Source organism: Sphingomonas arvum (genome assembly GCF_026013565.1).
In the GTDB taxonomy this organism is placed as follows: Bacteria; Pseudomonadota; Alphaproteobacteria; order Sphingomonadales; family Sphingomonadaceae; genus Sphingomicrobium; species Sphingomicrobium arvum.
On the sequence record NZ_JAPDOB010000001.1, the window covers coordinates 1299409 to 1316905 of the forward strand.

Below are 17497 nucleotides of genomic sequence, written 5' to 3' on the forward strand. Positions count from 1 at the left end.
CCGCCAGCCTAGCGCTTCTGATCATTGCGGACATTGACGTCCACGTCGACATTGTCGGCCGTATTCTCGACCTTGTCGCCAGCCCGCTTGGCGGCGGCGCCGGTGCGGTCGGCGGCATTCTCCAGCGCCGGGCCGGCCTTGTCGGCGGCATCCTTGACCTCGTTGCCGGCCGACGTCAGCGCATCGCCGGCTTGGTCCAGACCATTGTCGACGGCTTCCCGATCGACCGAGATGACGGTGCTGCCATTGCCTTCGTCACGGGCCTGACAGGCACCCAGGCTGACCAGCAGGGCCGCGCCCGCCAAAAGCTTCGATACCATCACTTCGCCTCCACGCTGTTGTTCGTTGCCGCATCAGCGCCCATCCGGGCCTGTGCGTTCCCGGCAGCCTGCTCAGCCGCCGACATCAGCGCGTTGGCGCTCTCCGGGTTTGCCTGCGGCACCGGCTCAATTGTGTCGTCCGAAGCCCGCCCGCACCCGGCGAGTAGCAGGATGGCAAGAACGAGGGCCAGCCTCACCGGCGCCGCGACCGCGGGCGGGCAGCGGGCTCGATCGGACCGGCGAGGATGACGAGCGTAGCAGTCCACGCGGCGACGTTCTGTCGCAACTGGGCGGGATCGACCTTGTCCAGCGTGTCATCGGGCGTATGGTGATAATCGAAATAGCGCGTGCCGTCCTGGCTGAGGCCGACACCGGGCTGGCCGTCTTCCAGCATGGGCCCGATGTCGGAGCCTTCCGCTTCCTCGAAAGAGCCGGTCACGATCCCGAGCGGAGCCAACGCGGCACCGATCAGCCGCGCGTCATCGCGGCGGGCCTCTCCCAGCTTGCTGTTTACCCGCCAGATGCGGTCGGCGCCGAAGTCGCTTTCCAGCATCGCCCAGTGGGGCTGCTTGCCATGGCGTGTCCGATAATACTGGCCGCCAAATAGCCCGACCTCCTCGGAGCCGAACCACACGACCCGGATGGTGCGTAGCGGCCGGCCCGCGTCCATGATCCGCTTGGCGGCGGCGGCGGCGATGGCGACGCCCGACGCATCATCGATCGCGCCGGTGCCCAGGTCCCAGCTGTCGAGGTGACCGCCGACGAGTACTGGCGGCAGGCTCGGGTCGCGGCCTGGCACTTCGGCGATGACGTTGCCCGACTGGCCGTCCGGCCGGCGCTGGCTGACCAGGGTAAGGCGCAGGCTGACGGGCTGGCCCCGCTTGAGAATGCGGGCGAGCTGCTCGGCGTCCGGAATGCTGATCGCGCCGGCCGGGATCGGCTGCGCGCCTTCCCCGAAGGTCTGCACCCCGGCATGCGGGTTGCGGTGGTGGTCGGTGCCGGCCGAGCGGACGATGATGCCTATCGCGCCTTTCTGCGAGGCGACCGTGGGTCCGACCCGGCGCGGAGTGCCGCCTGGCCCATAGCTGGAGCCATCCTGGGTGGGCGCCATGCGATGATCCACGAACACGATCTTGCCGCGCACCGCCGAGTCAGGCGCCGCCTTGAGCGCGTCAACGCTGTCGAACGCGACAATCTGGCCGGTGATGCCCTGCGGCCCCGTCGACGCGCTGTTGCCGAGCGCGGTTACCGCCAGCTTCTGCGGAAAGGGCGCGACGATCTCGGCGCTCTCCGCACCCCGGGTCCAGACCGGCAGCGCGAAGGTCTCCACCCGCACGTTGCTGAAGCCCATGGCGGTGAGCCGCCGAACTCCCCAATCGCGGGCGCGCGCCTCGGCCTCGGTGCCGGCCAGCCGCTGCCCGACCTCGGTGGTCAGCCCCTCCGTGATGTCCCAGGCGTAGCTGTCGTTCGCCAGCGCATCGTCGCGGAGGGCGGCGATCTGCTGCGGCACGACGACCGGCGGGGCGGGGGGAGCGGACTGGGCGAGGCCCTGGGCGGCGGTGGCGGCGAGGAGACACGCGACAAACGGCTTGATCATGCCCCGCTGCCTAGTCCGCCCGACCGCTTACAACAAGCGCAGCTGAACACCGTCGGGCGCGCGGAAGAGGTCGCGGCGCAGGACCGTCTTGGTTGTGCCCAGGCCGTAGCGTCGCACTGCCTTGTCGAAGCGCGTCTTGAGCAGGTCCGCCCACGGCCCCGAACCGCCCATGCGGGTGAAATAGTCGGGGTCGTTGTCGCGTCCGCCGCGCATCGAGCGGATGGTCGCCATGACCTTGGCCGCGCGGTCGGGATAATGCTCGTCCAGCCAGGCCCGGAATAGCGGCGCGACCTCGTGCGGCAGGCGCACAGGCAGGTAGAAGCCGGCGCGCGCGCCCGCCGATGCGCCCGCCTCGACGATACTTTCCAGCTCATGGTCGGTAATCTGCGGCACGATGGGTGCCACCGCGAGCAGGGTTGGCACTCCCGCCTCGTTCAGCTGGCGGATCGCCTCCAGCCGCTTGCGCCCGGCCGGGGCACGCGGCTCCAGCGTCCGGCTGATCCGCGGGTCCAACGACGTCACGGAGACCGCCACCGCCGCCAGTCCCTCGTGTGCGGCGGGAGCGATGAGGTCGAGGTCGCGCAACACCCGGTCGCTCTTGGTCGTGATCGTGAACGGGTGCTTGGTTTCGACCAGCACCTGTAGGACCGAGCGGGTGATCTCCCAATGCTCCTCGATCGGCTGGTACGGGTCGGTGTTGGTACCCAATGCGATCGGCGCGCAGTCGTAGCCAGGTTGGCTCAGCGCCGCATGAAGCAGCTTGGCCGCGTCCGGCTTGGCGAACAGCCGGCTCTCGAAATCCACGCCGGGCGACAGGTCGTGGTAGGCGTGGGTCGGCCGGGCGAAGCAGTAGATGCAGCCATGCTCGCAGCCGCGATATGGATTGACCGACCGGTCGAAGCCAATGTCGGGCGAACGATTGCGGGTCAGGATGGAGCGCGGCTTCTCCACCGTGACCGTGGTGCGGCGCGGCGCGAACCCGTCCAATGCTTCCACCTGGTCGAGCCAGTCACCCTCGACCTCCCGCTGCTCCAGGTTGAAGCGGGACGGCGTCGCGTTGCGGGTTGCGCCGCGACCGGAGAGCGACTCGACAGCCATGGCGCGAGTCTATCCTCACGCCAGAACAAAGCAAGAACGGTTTACCGCGCCTGGGCCGTGTATGTACCTTGCGCCACTGGAAATGCCGGCCACTTGTGCTGCGCCATCTGGGTCAGCGTCGGCGTCGGCTGTCCGGCCAGTTGCTCGTACACCCACATATTGCGCAGCACCGTGGGAACATAAAAGCGCGTCTCCCAGTAGGGCACGCTCTCCATCCACAGCAGCGGGTCGCCGCGGTCGTTCACCTGCCAGCGCCCCACCGGCAACGAGCCCGCGTTGTAGCTGGCGATCACCTTGGGCAATTGCCCCTGGGTCTCCGGACGCCGGCGCATCGCCTCGATCCAACGCTGGCCGAACTCGATATTGGTTGCTGGGTCGCGCAGGTCGCCGGGTGGCACGTTCCCGATGCGCGCGAGCAGGGTCATGGTGGCGGGCACCACCTGCATCAGGCCAACCGCGCCAGCCGGGCTGATCGCCTCGGCGCGGAAGCTCGATTCCTGCAATGAGTGAGCCAGTGCCAGCGCCGGATCGATCCGCCAGCCACCGCGTGGCGTCCAGTTCGGCCGCGGATAGCGCGCCGCGGGCGCGACCCGTGCGCCCGGCTGCCCGAAGTGAGCGAGGTAGTGCTGGGTGGCCGCGAGGTCGAGCCGGCGGGCCAGCGCCACCAGGCTCGGCTGGTCGGCTGGGCGGCCGATGCGCGCTTGAAAGCGGAGGAACTGGCCGGCGAGATCGCGCTCGCCGATGCGGGCGAGTTCGAGCGCCCGGCGGATGTTCGGCTGTGCCTCGACCCGCGGGTCGACGGCTTCCGGCATGGGCGCGAGCCGCGTATCCATGCCCAGCGTGCGCCGCGCTAGCATCCCGTAGAAGGTCTCGGGCATGTTGGCCGCCGCCCGCATCAGCGGATTGACCTCGGCCGGGCGCCGGCAAGCCATCGCGGACCGCGCTGCCCAGTAGAGCCCACCCGCGCGCAGCGACGGTTCGGTGGCGCCGGCACCGACGATACGGAACAGCTGGGTGGAGGAAACGCAGTCGTTCTGCCGCCATGCCGCGAGGCCAGACACCCAGGCCGCCTGAACTGCCCATTCGCCGGTCGCACCGGCCCGGCCGAAGTCGGCGACGCGGCGCGCGTTCGCGTCCTCGCCACGCACGTAATAGATCCACGCCAGCCGCTGCGCCGCTTCGGCCCGCGCCTCGGGCGAAAGCAGGAGCGCCCGGCTATTGAACAGCGCCTCGGCACTCAGCGCATCGTCCGCCTTCACGTAAGCGTCCATGTCGGTCCGAAGCCGGTCTGCCTCCGGCTCGCCGACGATTGGGCGCGCGCGGATCCGGCGCGGCGCGGCGCCGATCTGCACCAATGGGTAGCGCGGCGCGATGCGCGGCGTATCAATGCCGCCACGCGCCTCCGCCATGCGCTGGATCTGGTCCGCCTTCGGCAGGTCCGGCGCCTCGATCAGCAGGTCGAGCAGCGCGTCCAGGCTGACCTTGGGGCTGCCCTTCGCGGTGTACAGCTCCGCCTTGGCGACGGGCGCCAGCGGACCGGCGGGCAGGGTTGCGATGCCGAGCTGCGCCGCCGACCACTGGCTGGAGCGGATTGCGTCGAACACGCCGCGCCAATCCCTGGGCGCGACCACCACCGCGACAGGGGGTGCGGGCCGCGGCTGTTCGGCCGGAGTGGCGTCGCTCGGCTCATTCTGGCTGGTCGTTGGCGGCAACGGGGCCAGCGGGTCGCCAGGCTGCGCCTGAACCGCAAGAACGGCTGCGAAGGCATGAAAAACGCTCATGAAACCTCTTCACTCATCAACAGCAGCAGGTCTCGCCAGGCATAGGCCTTGTCCGACGGCCGCTGCAGCAACTGGCGGGGATGGAAGGTGACGACCGCGGGCACATGATCGATCCGGTGGATGCGCCCACGCGCCTGCAGCAGGTTCTGTCCAGTCAAGGCGCGAGCCGGTCCTTCGCCCAGCAGCAGCAGCCGCTTGGGCGCGACCAGGGCGATGTGCCGCTTCATGTCGTCGACACACTGCGCCGCGATGCGCGGGTCCAGCCGCTTGGCCGGCGCCGGGAAGCAGGCGAGGGACGCGACATAGGCGTCCTCCGGCTTGAACCCGATCGCGGCCAGCATGCGGGTGGTCAGTTCCCAGGATGCACCGCCGATCGGCCGCCCTTCCGCGGCACACTCCCGGTCGGGCAAGTCGGCAATGAGCATGATACCGGCGTTTGCGGGCCCATGGGGCAGGGCACGCGCGGCGCCGGCCTGGAACAGCGGCAGGTCCGACCCCTCGCGCAGCCAGCCGTGGAACTCCTCAAGCGAGCTCAGCGCCTGCCGGTCGACGCTTGCTGGCGAGATCGCCAGGGAGGTTGCTGCCGGGGCAAGCTCCTCGTCGCTGGCGGCCTGCACGGGCGAGGCCGTCCGCAGCCATGCCCGCGGCGTCTCCGCGACCAGCGTATCGACGCCGGCCTCCAGCCACCAGCCGAGCAGGCTGGCCGCCTCCGCCGCGTCCACGGTTCCGCTATTCCCTCCCACGCGGACCATCATACCCCTTGTCGCCATTGACGCCACCATCATCTGAAGGGCAGGGCGAACAAGAAGTTTTCACGCCGGTTCGAATGGGTTGGGACGAATGAGCGAACGCGAGTCGATGGAATATGATGTCGTGATCGTCGGGGCAGGCCCTGCCGGCCTGTCGGCGGCGATCCGGCTGAAACAGCTCGCCAACGAAGCCGGGCGGGAGCTTGGCGTCTGCATTCTCGAGAAAGGCTCGGAGGTCGGCGCCCACATCATGTCGGGCGCGGTGATCGATCCAAAGGCGCTTGATGAACTGCTGCCCGAGTGGCGGGAGGACGACAGCTGCCTGCTGAACCGCGTGCCCGTCACCAAGAACGAGCATTGGGTGCTGACCAAAGGCAAGCACTTCCACCTGCCGCACCTGATGATGCCGAGTTTTCTCGACAACAAGGGCACCTTCACCGGCAGCCTGGCCAACCTGTGCCGCTGGCTGGCGGGCAAGGCGGAGGAGCTGGGCGTCGAGATCTTCCCCGGCTTCCCGGCGGCCGAGATCCTCTACAACGAGGACGGCTCGGTGAAGGGCGTCGCGACCGGCGACATGGGCATCGCCCGCGATGGCACCCGCAAGCCCGACTACCAGCCAGGCATGGAGATCCATGCCCGCTACACCTTCTTCGCGGAAGGCGCGCGCGGGTCGCTGACCAAGCAGCTCAAGCGCCAGTTCGACCTGGAGGCCGATTGCCAGCCGCAGGTCTACGGCATCGGCATCAAGGAATTGTGGGACATCGATCCGGCCAAGCACCAGCCCGGCCGCGTGATCCACACGCAAGGCTGGCCGCTCGGAGACGCCTGGGGCGGCGGGTGGATCTATCACCAGGACAACAACCAGCTGTCGATCGGCTTCGTGGTCGCGCTGTCGTACAAGAACCCGCACCTGTCGCCCTTCGATGAGATGCAGCGGTGGAAGCATCATCCTGCCATTAAGGAGATGCTGGAGGGCGGCCGCCGCGTTTCCTACGGCGCTCGCGCGATTAACGAGGGCGGCTGGCAGTCCATCCCGCGGCTGGCCTTCCCCGGCGGTGCGCTGATCGGCTGCTCGGCCGGGTTTGTGAACGTGCCGCGGATCAAGGGCACCCATACCGCCATGAAAAGCGGGATGCTGGCGGCTGAAAGCGCATTCGAGGCGATCGCAGCCGACCGCCGCGGCGACGTGCTGGATGGCTACGAGCCCGCCGTCCGCAACGGCTGGATCGGCGAGGAATTGCGCAAGGTGAAGAACGCCGAGCCGGCCGTGTCCAAGCTTGGCAATACCATCGGCACGCTGGTGGCGGGCACGGACATGTGGATGCGGCAGCTCAAGATCGGCCTGCCGTTCGAGATGAAGCACCATCCCGACCACGAGACCCTGTGGCGCCGCGACATCGCGCCGAAGATCAACTATCCCAAGCCCGACGGCGTGATCAGCTTCGACAAGCTGTCTTCCGTGTTCCTGTCGAACACGAATCACGAGGAAGACCAGCCGATCCACCTTACGCTGAAGGACCCGACGATCCCGACCCGGGTTAACCTGCCGCAATATGATGGACCGGAGCAGCGCTACTGCCCGGCCGGCGTGTACGAATATGTCGAGGAGAATGGGGCCGCTCGGCTGCAGATCAACGCGCAGAACTGCGTCCACTGCAAGACCTGCGACATCAAGGACCCGTGCCAGAACATCAATTGGGTGACTCCGGAGGGCGGCGGTGGCCCGAACTATCCGAACATGTAGCCTCGGACTGGCGCTCGCGCTGGCGGCCGCTCCGGCGCTCGCCAGCACGTCCGCCTACCGACCGAGCGGGCCCAGCACCTTCGTCGGCGCGCGGGCGGCGGAGCTGCAGGGTGATCCGCGCCGTGCGGCCGTGCTTTATGCCGCCTTGTCCGCCGCCGACCCGACCAACAGCATCGTTGCCAATCGCGCCATCAGCCAGGCGATCTCGGCTGGCGACATGCCGCTGGCGCTGCGGCTGGCCAGCGCCCGCCAGCCCGCCAGCCTGGCGCTGGACGCGCGCCTGCTGCTGACCGCCGAGCGCCTGCGCACCCGCAAGCCCGACCAGGCCATCGCTTTGCTCAACCTCCCGTCGGACAGCGGCAGCCTGAACTTCCTGGTGCAGCCGGTGCAGGCCTGGGCGTTGGCCGAGCGGCGCAATCCGGCGGCCCTTAGCGTCCTGAGCGCCATTCCGGCCGGCAGCGTGTCGAGCCCGATCGTGCCCGAGCTGCGTGCGCTCATGCTGCTGCGGCTGAAACGCGGGGCGGAGGCGGAGCCGTTCGCCCGGCAGGCAGTGGCGCAGGCGGGCGGCCGGGCCGTGCCGCTGCGCATCGCCATTGCGGACGGCTACATGCAGCTGCGCGACCCGCAGCGCGCCCTGGCGTTCCTGGACGGGTCCGACCCGACCACGCACAAGGCTCGCGCGCTGGTTCAGGCCGGCAGGCGACCCGGCGGCGCCATCGAGACTGCGGCGCAGGGCTTCGCCACCTTGCTGACCGCATTGGCGCTCGACCTTAACCGGGAGAACGGCCAGGCGCTGCCAATCGCGATGGTGCAGGTCGCCCGGTACGCCGATCCGGCCAACGAGCCGGCGCGCGTTTTGCTCGGCCTGCTCCTGGGCCAGGCCGATCGGACTGACGACGCGCTGGTCGCGCTGCGCGGGATCGACGAGCGCAGCCTGTTCGCACCGCAGGTCCGAGACGCCGAGATTCGCGCGCTGGTGAAGGCTGGCCGCGAGCAGGAGGCGCTCGCCCGCGCCCAGGCCTTTGCGCAGGGGCCGGACGCGTCCGCAACCGACTGGGGCCGGCTTGGCGACATGTTCGACGAGCTCGACCGCAATCCGGAAGGTGCGGCCGCTTATGCTCGCGCCATTGCCCTGCTGCCGCCGGAATCAACCGAGCGCTGGCAGCTCTACCTGCTCTACGGGGCCATGCTGGACCGGTCAAAGCAATGGGACCAGGCCCGCGCCGCACTGGAGACCGCACGCAAGCTCGCGCCGCAGAACCCGACGGTGCTTAATTACCTGGGCTATGCGCAACTGGAGCGAGGCGAAAACCTCGACGCCGCCGAGGCGCTGATTACCGAGGCGCACCGCCTGAAGCCGGACGACGGTTCCATTACCGATTCGCTCGGCTGGGCCCAATTCAAGCGAGGCCGGGTCGACCAGGCGATCGCCACCCTGACACAGGCGGCTGCCGGGCAGCCCGCGGAAGCCGAGATACACGAGCATCTCGGCGACGCCCTGTTCACCGCCGGCCGCAAGTTCGAGGCACGCCACGCATGGAACGCAGCCCTGATTACCGCCGAGGACGAAGCCAGGGCGCGGATCCAGTCCAAGCTTGGGGCCGGGCTGAACCCGGGCAACGCCGCACCTTGAAGAAAGCGGTCCTGACGCGCTGGAGCGAGATCGCGCCGGCCAAGCTCAACCTGGCGCTGCACGTGCGTGGCAAGCTGCCGGACGGCCGCCACGCGCTAGAGACCATCTTCGCCTTCTGCACCGACGGCGACCGGCTGTGGGGTGAGCCGGCGGACGAGCTGTCGCTGACGATCACCGGGCCGTTCGCTGCCATGCTGGACGACGGGGGATTGAATTTGGTGCATCGTGCGGCCGCAGGTCTCGCCGCTGAGGCGCGGGTGGGGCGTGGCGCGGCGCTCACGCTCGACAAGCGGCTGCCGGTCGCATCGGGGATCGGCGGCGGCTCGGCGGATGCTGCGGCGGCGCTGCGGCTGCTGACATCCATGTGGGGCATCGATCCCGCCTTTGCCTCCGTGGTGGCGCCGCAGCTGGGCTCGGACGTGCCCGCCTGCCTGCTGTCGATGACCTGTCGCGGGGAGGGCGCCGGGGACGAGTTGGCTTTGGTCGACGCGGGCATCAGCGGCGCGGCCGTACTGCTGGTCAATCCGCGCGTGCCGCTGGCGACCGGCGACGTGTTCGCGGCGTGGAAAGGCAATGATGGCGGACCGCTGATCGACTGGCGGACCGGCCGCAACGACCTGGAGAAACCAGCCCACAAGCAGGTACCGGTGATCGGCCGCGTACTCGACTGGCTCAAGCGCCAGCCGGGCGCCGAGTTCGCGCGCATGTCAGGCTCCGGCGCAACCTGCTTCGCCCTGTTCGCAACGGAAGACGCGCGCGAGGCGGCGGCGTCGGCCTGCCCGGCGGAATGGTGGCACCTGGCGACCACCCTGCGCTAGGACGAGCCATGCGCCCGATCCTCACCGCCGCCCGGATGCGCGCCGCCGAGGAGGCAGCCATCGATGCCGGCACAACGGTCGAGACACTGATGGAGCGCGCCGGCGCGAGCCTGGCGGAAGCTGCCTTCCGCTTTGCTGGGCCAATGGACACGCTGGTGATCTGTGGGCTGGGCAACAATGGCGGTGATGGCTATGTCGCCGCGCGGCACCTGGCCCTTCTGGGCACTCAGGTGCGAGTGGCAGCCTTGGCGGAGCCGAGTACCGACGCTGCGCGGTGGGCAAGGCAGCAATGGAACGGCTCTGTGGAGAGCTTCGAAACAGCCAGGCCGGCGTCCCTGCTGATCGACTGCCTTTTTGGCACCGGTCTCAAGCGCGGCTTGGAACCCATTGTTTCACAAAGACTTACCGAACTAGCTGGCGCTGCTCAACTGACCGTCGCCTGCGACCTTCCGAGCGGCGTTGAGGCGGACAGCGGTGCGTGCTTGTCGCGGGTGCCCACCTGTGACCTGACCGTCACCTTCGGCGCGCTCAAGCCCGCGCATCGGCTGATGGCGGCGTTACCCGCCATTGGACGGGTGGTGCTGGCGGACATCGGCGTCGCAGCCCAGAGCCCATGGTTCGAGATCGGCCGTCCCGACCTACCGCCGCTCGCACCCGATGCGCACAAGTACAGCCGCGGGCTCGTCCATGCGCTCGCGGGCAAGATGCCGGGCGCGATTGCGCTGGCCGCGTCCGCAGCCGCCCGGGCCGGAGCCGGCTACGTCCGAGTGTCGACCAGCCGGGCAATCGACCATCTCCCCGCGGCCGTGGTCCAGACGGACACGGCGGCCCTTACCGATCCGCGGATCGGCTGCCTGCTGGTCGGTTCCGGCATGGGCGACCTGCCGCAGGTGCTGACCCTTGCCCTCACATCGCATGCGCCCAAGGTCATCGACGCGGATGCGCTCGGATATGTCGGGGAACCAGACCGCCTCAAGGGCCAGGACGCGATCGTGACGCCGCACGAGGGCGAGTTCGTGAAGCTGTTCGGCAACCTGGCCGGCAGCAAGCCGGAGCGGGCGCTTGCCGCGGCTGCCCTGTCCGGCGCGGTCGTGGTCTACAAGGGCCCCGACACTCTGGTCGCGTCGCCCGACGGCCGCCTGGGCTTCGCGCCGCCCGCGCAAGCCTGGCTGGCGAGCGCGGGCACCGGTGACGTCCTCGCCGGCATCATTGCCGCCCTTCGCGCCCGCGGGCTGCCCGCGTTCGAAGCAGCTTGCGCAGGCGTCTGGTTGCATGGCCGTGCGGCGGAACTCGCGGGATCCGGCATGATCGCCGACGACCTGCTCGCCGCCATTCGCCAAGTCCAGTGAGCGTCGAGCCGATCGTCCGCATCGCGGCGCGCGGCGATGGCGTCACCACCGGTGGCCGCCACCTCGCGCTCGCCGCGCCCGGCGACCTTGTTGACGAGAGTGGGGCGATCACCCCCGGGCCGCACCATCAGCCGCCGCCTTGCCGTCACTTTCCCGAGTGCGGCGGTTGCCAGCTCCAGCACGTCGACGATGCCGCTTACCGCCGCTACCTGGTCGATCGCGTAGCGGGTGCTCTTGCGGCGCAGAGGTTGGAGACGGACGTGCGCGAGCCGCACCTGTCGCCGCCGCGCAGTCGTCGCCGGGCCACCCTGCGTGCCACGCGGGTGGGGAAGGGGATCCTGCTCGGCTTCAACGCCGAACGCTCCCACCGCATCGTCGACATGCGCGAATGCCACGTTCTTCGTCCGGAGCTGTTTGCGCTGGTGGCGCCGCTTCGCGGCCTGCTCGCAACCATTCTGCTCGCCAAGCGACAGGCGGAGGTCAGCCTCACCCTGTGCGACCAGGGAGTGGATGTCGCGCTCTCCGGAGTCGCGGCCGAGGGCCTCGCGGCGGCCGAGGCACTGACCGCCTTCGCCGAGCGGCATGCGCTAGCCCGCCTCAGCCTGGATCAGGGCTACGGGCTCGAGACGCGCTTCGAGCCGCGGCCCGTCACGGTCGCCCTATCCGGCACGCCGGTCGTACTCCCGCCCGGGGCCTTCCTCCAGGCGACGGATGACGGCGAGCAGGCGCTGGTCGCCGCCGTGCTCGAGGGCGTCGCGGGCGCCGTCCGACCTGCCGACCTGTTCGCCGGGCTGGGCACCTTCGCGCTGGCGTTACCCGGTCAGGTCTATGCCGCCGAAGCCGCTCGTGATGCCGTGCTCGCCCTTAAGGCCGCAAAGCCGTCACTCGCCGTCGAGCACCGCGACCTGTACCGAAGGCCGCTCAGCGCTGCGGAGCTGGCCGGTTTCGACGCAGTAGTGCTCGATCCGCCGCGCTCCGGCGCCGAGATGCAGGTCGGCGAGCTAGCCCGATCGGCGGTCCCGCGCATCGCCTACGTCAGCTGCAATCCCGCGACCTTCGCCCGCGATGCCCGCATCCTCTCGGACGGCGGCTACGCCCTGCGCTGGGTCCGTCCGGTCGGCCAGTTTCGCTGGTCCGTCCATGTCGAACTGGCGGCCAGCTTCACCCGCTAGTGCAGCAGCGCCAATGCTGCGTGCAGCGTCAGGCCGAGCAGACACAGGGTCGACAGAATGAACAGTGACAAGCGGATGGCGACGATATTGACGGTCGCCTGCACGATGCTGTGCGCGATCCGCAGCCCGACGTAACCCCAGGCGAGCGCAACGTTGATCCATGCGTCGAACCCCATGATCGCGAGCGCCAGGACTATCGCGTAGAAGATCGTCGGCTGCTCCATCAGGTGGTTATAGTTGTGCGCCTTCCACTGCGCCCGGTCCTCGCCCGCCTGGTCCAGCGCATGGCCGCGCGAGCCGCGCGGAATGGTGCTCAGCTTGACACCCAGGCGGCGGAACGCGCCGGCCCGCGCCACGGCCATCCACACCAGCATGACCAGCGACCAGGCGACCAGCGCCACGACCGGCCCGAGCAATGGACTATGCCCCATATGAAAAACCCTCCCCCGAATGCTTCCGGGGGAGGGTTAGTCATTTCGCCTGCGTATGCAAACGGCGCTTAGTCGAACAGCTTGGCGAACGCCCGCTTCTCACGGTTCTTCCAGGCGCCCCGGTGGTAGGCATCCGACGCGAGCAGCGGCAGCACGGAAGTCGCCTCGGCGAACACCATCTGCTCCATCGCGGTGCTGACCTTGCCCCAGCTGGCCGCTTCCTGAAGCGTCGAGGAGGAGCAGGCGCCGTCGCGCACGTCGGCGACCGTGATCTGCACGGCGTACTTGTGCACCTCGACATCCTCGTGGCCGAGGATCTCCGCGCAGACCACCGTGTCTTGCGTGAAGTTCTTCGGCACACCGCCGCCGATCATCAGCAGACCGGTCGTGCCGGCCTTGATCTTGATGTCGGTCAGCTCGCGGAAGTCCGCGATCGAGTCCATCGTCATGTAGCGGCGGCCCGCCTTCATCGCGTCGACCTGGTGCTTCACCAGGCCGAAGCCTGCCGAGCTGTCGGTGAACGCCGGGCAGAAGATCGGCACGTCATGCTCGTAGGCAAGCTTGACTAGGCTGTTCTCCTTCTTGCCGTTGTCGACCAGCCACTTGCCCATCTCCTTGATGAACTCGCGGCTGCTGTACGGACGCGGCTCCAGCGAGTCGGCGATCTTGCCGACCGTGAAGTCGGTGTCCTGCAGCTGCACTTCGTCGATGTACGTGTCGTAGATCCGGTCGATGTACAGCGAGCGCAGCGTGTCGTCGTCCGGGATCTCGTTGGCCTGGTAGTGCTTGTGGCCAAGCGCCTCGAAGAAATCCATGTCGACGATCGACGCGCCCGTGGCGACGATCGCATCGACCATGTTGGAGCGGACCAGCTCGGCATACAGGTCCATGCAGCCGCCGGCCGAAGTGGAACCGGCGATCACCAGGATGATCGAGCAGTCCTTGTCCTCCAGCATCTGGTTGTAGATGCCGGTGGCCCGCGACAGGTCGCGGCTGGTGAAGCTCATCTTGCCCATCGCCTCGACGATCGGGCGAGCATCGAACTTGGTGATGTCGATATGCTCGACGGTGCTGGCCAGCAGCTCCGCCTTGCGGGTGTCGTTGATCTTGGTCTGGTCGTTCATGTCCAACTCCAATGAGCCCCCTCCCGCGATGGGGAGGAGGTCTCGATCAGCGGCGTGTCGTTACTCGTGGAGGGGACAGCCTCACCCTCCGATCGCCCTCGCCGGAGCAAGGGTTATATGGTCTATAGCTGAACCACGTTCGAGCGGTTCGCTTCACGGCTCGGCGCGCCGTAGAGGCTCGCCATCGGTTCGTCGGTCACGATCACCGACGTGGCGGTGGCCGAACCGAAGCCATTGAAGCCGGTCCGCATGGCCGAGCCATAGGCGCCCAGCATCCCGATCTCGATATAGTCGCCCGCCTGAACGTCGCCTGGCAGCTCGAATGGCCCGACCATGTGGTCGAGGTCGTCGCAGGTCGGCCCGTAGAAGCTGAAGCCCATGTCGCGGACGTCCGACTCCGGCTCGCGGACGAGCTCGACTGGGAAGCGCCAGCCGATATGCGCGGCGTCGAACAATGTCCCGTAGGCGCCGTCGTTGATGTACAGCTCGTCGCCCCGCCGCTTCTCGACCCGCACCAGCACCGAAGCATATTCAGCGCAAAGGGCCCGGCCCGGCTCGCACCATAGCTCGGCCGAGTAGCTGATCGGCAGCTTTTCGAACGCCTCGTGGATCACCGCGAAGTAGGTCTCCAGCGCCGGCGGCTCCATGCCCGGGTAGGCCGACGGAAAGCCGCCGCCGACGTCGACGATGTCCACCGTCACCGCGGCCTCGACGATCGCATCGCGGACCCGCGACATTGCTTCGGCATAGGCTGCCGGGGACATCGCCTGGCTGCCGACATGGAAGCACAGGCCAAGGGCGTCCGCCGCCTGGCGAGTGGCCATGAGCAGCGACTTGAGTTCGTCGGGCGCCGCGCCAAACTTGGAAGCCAGGCTCAGCTTGGCATGCTCGCTCGACACGCGCAGGCGCACCAGCAGGTTAAGGTCGCTCGCCGCCACACCATTGGTCGACGTCGCCGCGACGATCTTCTCCAGCTCCTCGAGCGTATCCAGGCTGAAGGTCCTGACGCCATGCTGGAAGTACGCCTCGGCGATCGCCTCCTCGGCCTTGACCGGGTGCATGAAGCACAGGGTCGCGCCCGGCAGCGTGCCCGCCACTAGTCGCACCTCGCCGATCGACGCCACATCATAGTGCGTCACGCCGGCGTCCCACAGGACCTCCAGCAAGTCAGGCGATGGATTGGCCTTCACCGCATAGAGCGAACGGCCCGGAAACTTCTCCGTGAAGAAGCGGGCAGCACGCTGAGCGGCATGGGGACGGAGAAGCGTCACCGGCTGCACCGGCTTGAGCTTCGCAATCTCGGCAGCACCGGAAACAACGGCGGTACCGATCGGGGCGGTCGCTAGCCCCAGCGCGCGATGATGCTTGTGCAACTCAAGGGACCTCCAAGTGCCTTTCGGCGAACGTTGACGAAAGCTGCCTTGCGGTTGGAAGTCCCATGGGGCAGCGGAGGCGCGATATATGGGGGGGTACCCCTTAACGCAACATGTTTTCTGACCCTCTTGCGGACGCGTGGCCACAGTTCGTCGCCGCCCTGCCACACCTCGGCTAAGGCCATGAACTCACGAGAGAAAGTGCCAAGTATGGAATTGGATCGAGAAGGGGTTGTGGCCGCGGCGCAGCGCATCGCCGGGCTGGTCGAGCGAACGCCGCTGATCGAGGCGCATCTACCGGGCGGCCGAGTCTGGCTGAAGGCCGAGTGCCTTCAGACTGGTGGCAGTTTCAAGCTACGCGGCGCCACCAACCGACTGCTGCAGCTGAGCGAGGTTGAGCGCCGCGCTGGCGTGGTCGCCTTCTCGTCGGGCAACCACGCGCAAGGGGTGGCGATCGCGGCCAAGCGGCTCGGGATCCCGGCGGTGATCGTCATGCCGAGCGACGCGCCGGCGCTGAAGGTGGCGGGCACCCGTGCTCAGGCAGCAGAAGTGGTCTTCTATGATCGTGCGACGGAGGACCGGGTCACCATTGCGCAAGCGCTCGCGGACGAGCGCGGTGCGGTGCTGGTGCCAAGCTTCGACGATCCGCACATCGTGGCGGGGCAGGGGACTGCCGGGCTGGAGCTGGTGGAGCAGTGCCCCGAGCCGGTGCGCCGCGTGCTAGTCTGCTGCGGCGGCGGCGGACTGTCAGCAGGGATCGCGCTTGCGGTGCCGGATGCGGAGATCGTCTGCGTTGAGCCGGCAGGCTGGGACGACATGGGAAGCTCGCTTGAACTCGGCCGCATCGTCCCGGTCGAGCCGGATGCACCGCCAACCCTGTGCGACGCGCTGCAGACTCCGCGGGTGTCGCCGATCACTTTCGGCATCCTGCAAGGGCGCGGCGCCCAGGGCGTGTCGGTCAGTGACGAAGAGGTGAAGGCCGCCGTGCGGTGGGCGTGGCAGGAGCTTCAACTGGTCGTGGAGCCGGGTGGCTCGGTGGCTCTGGCGGCGTTGCTGGCCGGGAAGGTACCGGTCGAGCCGGGGACCGTCGCCGCCCTGTCTGGCGGCAACATCGACCCGGCGCTGCACGCGGAGCTGATCGGCTAGGCTGCGGCTGTCCGATACCGCCCCGGATGGACCTGCTTGGGCGAGTTGCGTTCAACCGTTCGGGTCAGCTCTTCCAGCTCCGCCGCCAGCGTCTGCAACTCGGCCGCAAGCGCCTTGGGGTCGACTTCGGCGAGGTTGGCCGAAGCATCGAGCAATGTGTCGAGCATCATGGCGATGCACGGCAAGATGGTTTCCTCGATCCGGTCAAAGGCCTCGGCGAGGCGGGCCTGCTGTTCGCGCGCGTCCATGACCATGCTAGATGGACCCCAACGGTTAAGAAAACGCTGAAAGGTTGCAAATAGTGACGGGTTTGGCCGCGGCGGTCTTCTCAGTGGCGATGATCGCCGCCTTCGTCCTGCTCGGCTTCGGCGTCAAATTCGCGCTCGGCACCGAGTACCGCAAAAATGGCTTGCTGATGATCGTGGCCGGACTGGTAATCCTCGCGAACGTCGGAATCTGGACGATCTAATGAATTAGCGGCGGCCGACCGGCGCCTTCGGCAGTGGCTGGGCGAGCCGCATGTCGACGTAATCCTCGACCAGCCTCATCAGCACGTCCAGCTCGTTGGCGAAGAAGTGGTTCGCGCCGGGGATCACCTCATGGTTGATGGTGATGTGCCGCTGCGTGCGCAGCTTGTCGACCAGCTTCTGGACGGCCGCCGGGGTGACGACTTCATCCGCCTCGCCCTGGATGATGATGCCGCTCGACGGGCAGGGCGCCAGGAAGCTGAAGTCGTACATGTTGGCAGGCGGTGCGATCGAGATGAAGCCCTTGATCTCGGGCCGCCGCATCAGCAATTGCATGCCAATCCACGCACCGAAACTCACGCCCGCGACCCAGGTCTGCTCGGCCTCGGGATGGATTTGCTGCACCCAGTCCAACGCGCTCGCCGCGTCGGACAGCTCGCCGACACCGTTGTCGAACACGCCCTGGCTCTTGCCGACGCCACGAAAGTTGAAACGCAAGGTCGCGAAGCCCCGCTTCACGAAGGATTGGTAGAGCAGCTGCACGATCTTGTTGTTCATCGTGCCGCCCGCCTGCGGATGGCTGTGCAGGATCAGCGCAACCGGCGCACGCGGCCTCACGCCCGGATGAAAGCGGCCTTCGAGACGGCCCTCGGGACCGGGGAAAATGACTTCGGGCATGAGCCTCTGACGCTTGG

Annotated in this window: 18 protein-coding genes; 7 read left to right on the forward strand and 11 right to left on the reverse strand. The window is 68.2% G+C overall.

The window, feature by feature from the left end:
- Positions 1-8 precede the first annotated feature (8 nt).
- Genes OMW55_RS06390 through OMW55_RS06415 form a run of 6 tightly spaced genes read right to left on the reverse strand, consistent with a single transcriptional unit; the run spans position 9 to position 5566 of the window.
- Positions 9-320: a hypothetical protein gene (locus OMW55_RS06390; RefSeq protein WP_264881677.1), complete on the reverse strand. Its 312-nt coding sequence runs from the start codon at positions 318-320 to the stop codon at positions 9-11.
- Positions 320-517: a hypothetical protein gene (locus OMW55_RS06395; protein ID WP_264881679.1), complete on the reverse strand. Its 198-nt coding sequence runs from the start codon at positions 515-517 to the stop codon at positions 320-322. The genes OMW55_RS06390 and OMW55_RS06395 overlap by 1 nt, the downstream gene beginning before the upstream one ends.
- Complete coding sequence (locus OMW55_RS06400; RefSeq protein WP_264881681.1) at positions 514-1917, reverse strand: M28 family peptidase; 1404 nt, start codon at positions 1915-1917, stop codon at positions 514-516. The genes OMW55_RS06395 and OMW55_RS06400 overlap by 4 nt, the downstream gene beginning before the upstream one ends.
- A gap of 27 nt (positions 1918-1944) precedes the next feature.
- Positions 1945-3015 carry a PA0069 family radical SAM protein gene (locus OMW55_RS06405; protein ID WP_264881683.1) on the reverse strand — a complete coding sequence of 357 codons (1071 nt, stop codon included), beginning with the start codon at positions 3013-3015 and terminating at the stop codon, positions 1945-1947.
- Positions 3016-3056: 41 nt separating this feature from the next.
- Positions 3057-4796 carry a lytic transglycosylase domain-containing protein gene (locus OMW55_RS06410; protein ID WP_264881685.1) on the reverse strand — a complete coding sequence of 580 codons (1740 nt, stop codon included), beginning with the start codon at positions 4794-4796 and terminating at the stop codon, positions 3057-3059.
- Positions 4793-5566, reverse strand: coding sequence for a uracil-DNA glycosylase (locus tag OMW55_RS06415; protein WP_264881687.1), 774 nt, complete (start codon positions 5564-5566; stop codon positions 4793-4795). The genes OMW55_RS06410 and OMW55_RS06415 overlap by 4 nt, the downstream gene beginning before the upstream one ends.
- A 70-nt stretch (positions 5567-5636) precedes the next feature.
- Between OMW55_RS06415 and OMW55_RS06420 the strand changes: the two genes are divergently transcribed.
- Genes OMW55_RS06420 through OMW55_RS06440 form a run of 5 tightly spaced genes read left to right on the forward strand, consistent with a single transcriptional unit; the run spans position 5637 to position 12261 of the window.
- Positions 5637-7289: an electron transfer flavoprotein-ubiquinone oxidoreductase gene (locus OMW55_RS06420; protein ID WP_264881688.1), complete on the forward strand. Its 1653-nt coding sequence runs from the start codon at positions 5637-5639 to the stop codon at positions 7287-7289.
- Positions 7264-8922, forward strand: coding sequence for a tetratricopeptide repeat protein (locus OMW55_RS06425; RefSeq protein WP_264881689.1), 1659 nt, complete (start codon positions 7264-7266; stop codon positions 8920-8922). Before OMW55_RS06420 ends, OMW55_RS06425 begins: the two co-directional genes overlap by 26 nt.
- An 11-nt stretch (positions 8923-8933) precedes the next feature.
- Complete coding sequence (locus OMW55_RS06430) at positions 8934-9740, forward strand: 4-(cytidine 5'-diphospho)-2-C-methyl-D-erythritol kinase (protein ID WP_407822124.1); 807 nt, start codon at positions 8934-8936, stop codon at positions 9738-9740.
- A gap of 8 nt (positions 9741-9748) precedes the next feature.
- Positions 9749-11089 (forward strand): NAD(P)H-hydrate dehydratase, encoded by a 1341-nt coding sequence (locus OMW55_RS06435; protein WP_264881692.1) that lies wholly within the window; start codon positions 9749-9751, stop codon positions 11087-11089.
- The gene (locus tag OMW55_RS06440) at positions 11086-12261 is read left to right on the forward strand and encodes a class I SAM-dependent RNA methyltransferase (RefSeq protein WP_264881693.1); all 1176 of its coding nucleotides are present in this window, start codon (positions 11086-11088) and stop codon (positions 12259-12261) included. Before OMW55_RS06435 ends, OMW55_RS06440 begins: the two co-directional genes overlap by 4 nt.
- On the opposite strand, the gene OMW55_RS06445 is transcribed toward OMW55_RS06440, so the two are convergent.
- The 3 genes from OMW55_RS06445 to OMW55_RS06455 all read right to left on the reverse strand — a co-directional run bounded on the left by OMW55_RS06445 (position 12258) and on the right by OMW55_RS06455 (position 15189).
- Positions 12258-12692: an MAPEG family protein gene (locus tag OMW55_RS06445; protein ID WP_264881694.1), complete on the reverse strand. Its 435-nt coding sequence runs from the start codon at positions 12690-12692 to the stop codon at positions 12258-12260. The two genes, OMW55_RS06440 and OMW55_RS06445, sit on opposite strands and share 4 nt — an antisense overlap.
- 68 nt (positions 12693-12760) lie before the next feature.
- Entirely contained in the window at positions 12761-13816 is a 1056-nt protein-coding gene (locus tag OMW55_RS06450; protein WP_264881696.1) for a 1,9-bis(guanidino)-5-aza-nonane synthase, read from the reverse strand.
- Positions 13817-13938: 122 nt separating this feature from the next.
- A complete protein-coding gene (locus OMW55_RS06455) occupies positions 13939-15189 on the reverse strand; it encodes a type III PLP-dependent enzyme (protein ID WP_264881697.1) in 1251 nt (416 codons plus the stop codon).
- A 210-nt stretch (positions 15190-15399) separates the two neighbouring features.
- Between OMW55_RS06455 and OMW55_RS06460 the strand changes: the two genes are divergently transcribed.
- A complete protein-coding gene (locus OMW55_RS06460; RefSeq protein ID WP_264881698.1) occupies positions 15400-16335 on the forward strand; it encodes a threonine ammonia-lyase in 936 nt (311 codons plus the stop codon).
- Here OMW55_RS06460 and OMW55_RS06465 read toward each other — a convergent pair.
- Positions 16332-16583 (reverse strand): hypothetical protein, encoded by a 252-nt coding sequence (locus OMW55_RS06465; protein WP_264881699.1) that lies wholly within the window; start codon positions 16581-16583, stop codon positions 16332-16334. The genes OMW55_RS06460 and OMW55_RS06465 overlap by 4 nt on opposite strands.
- A 53-nt stretch (positions 16584-16636) precedes the next feature.
- Between OMW55_RS06465 and OMW55_RS06470 the strand changes: the two genes are divergently transcribed.
- Positions 16637-16804: a hypothetical protein gene (locus OMW55_RS06470; RefSeq protein ID WP_264881700.1), complete on the forward strand. Its 168-nt coding sequence runs from the start codon at positions 16637-16639 to the stop codon at positions 16802-16804.
- A 4-nt stretch (positions 16805-16808) separates the two neighbouring features.
- Here the strand turns inward: OMW55_RS06470 and OMW55_RS06475 are convergent, their stop codons facing one another.
- Positions 16809-17480, reverse strand: coding sequence for an alpha/beta hydrolase (locus OMW55_RS06475; protein WP_264881701.1), 672 nt, complete (start codon positions 17478-17480; stop codon positions 16809-16811).
- Positions 17481-17497 lie beyond the last annotated feature (17 nt).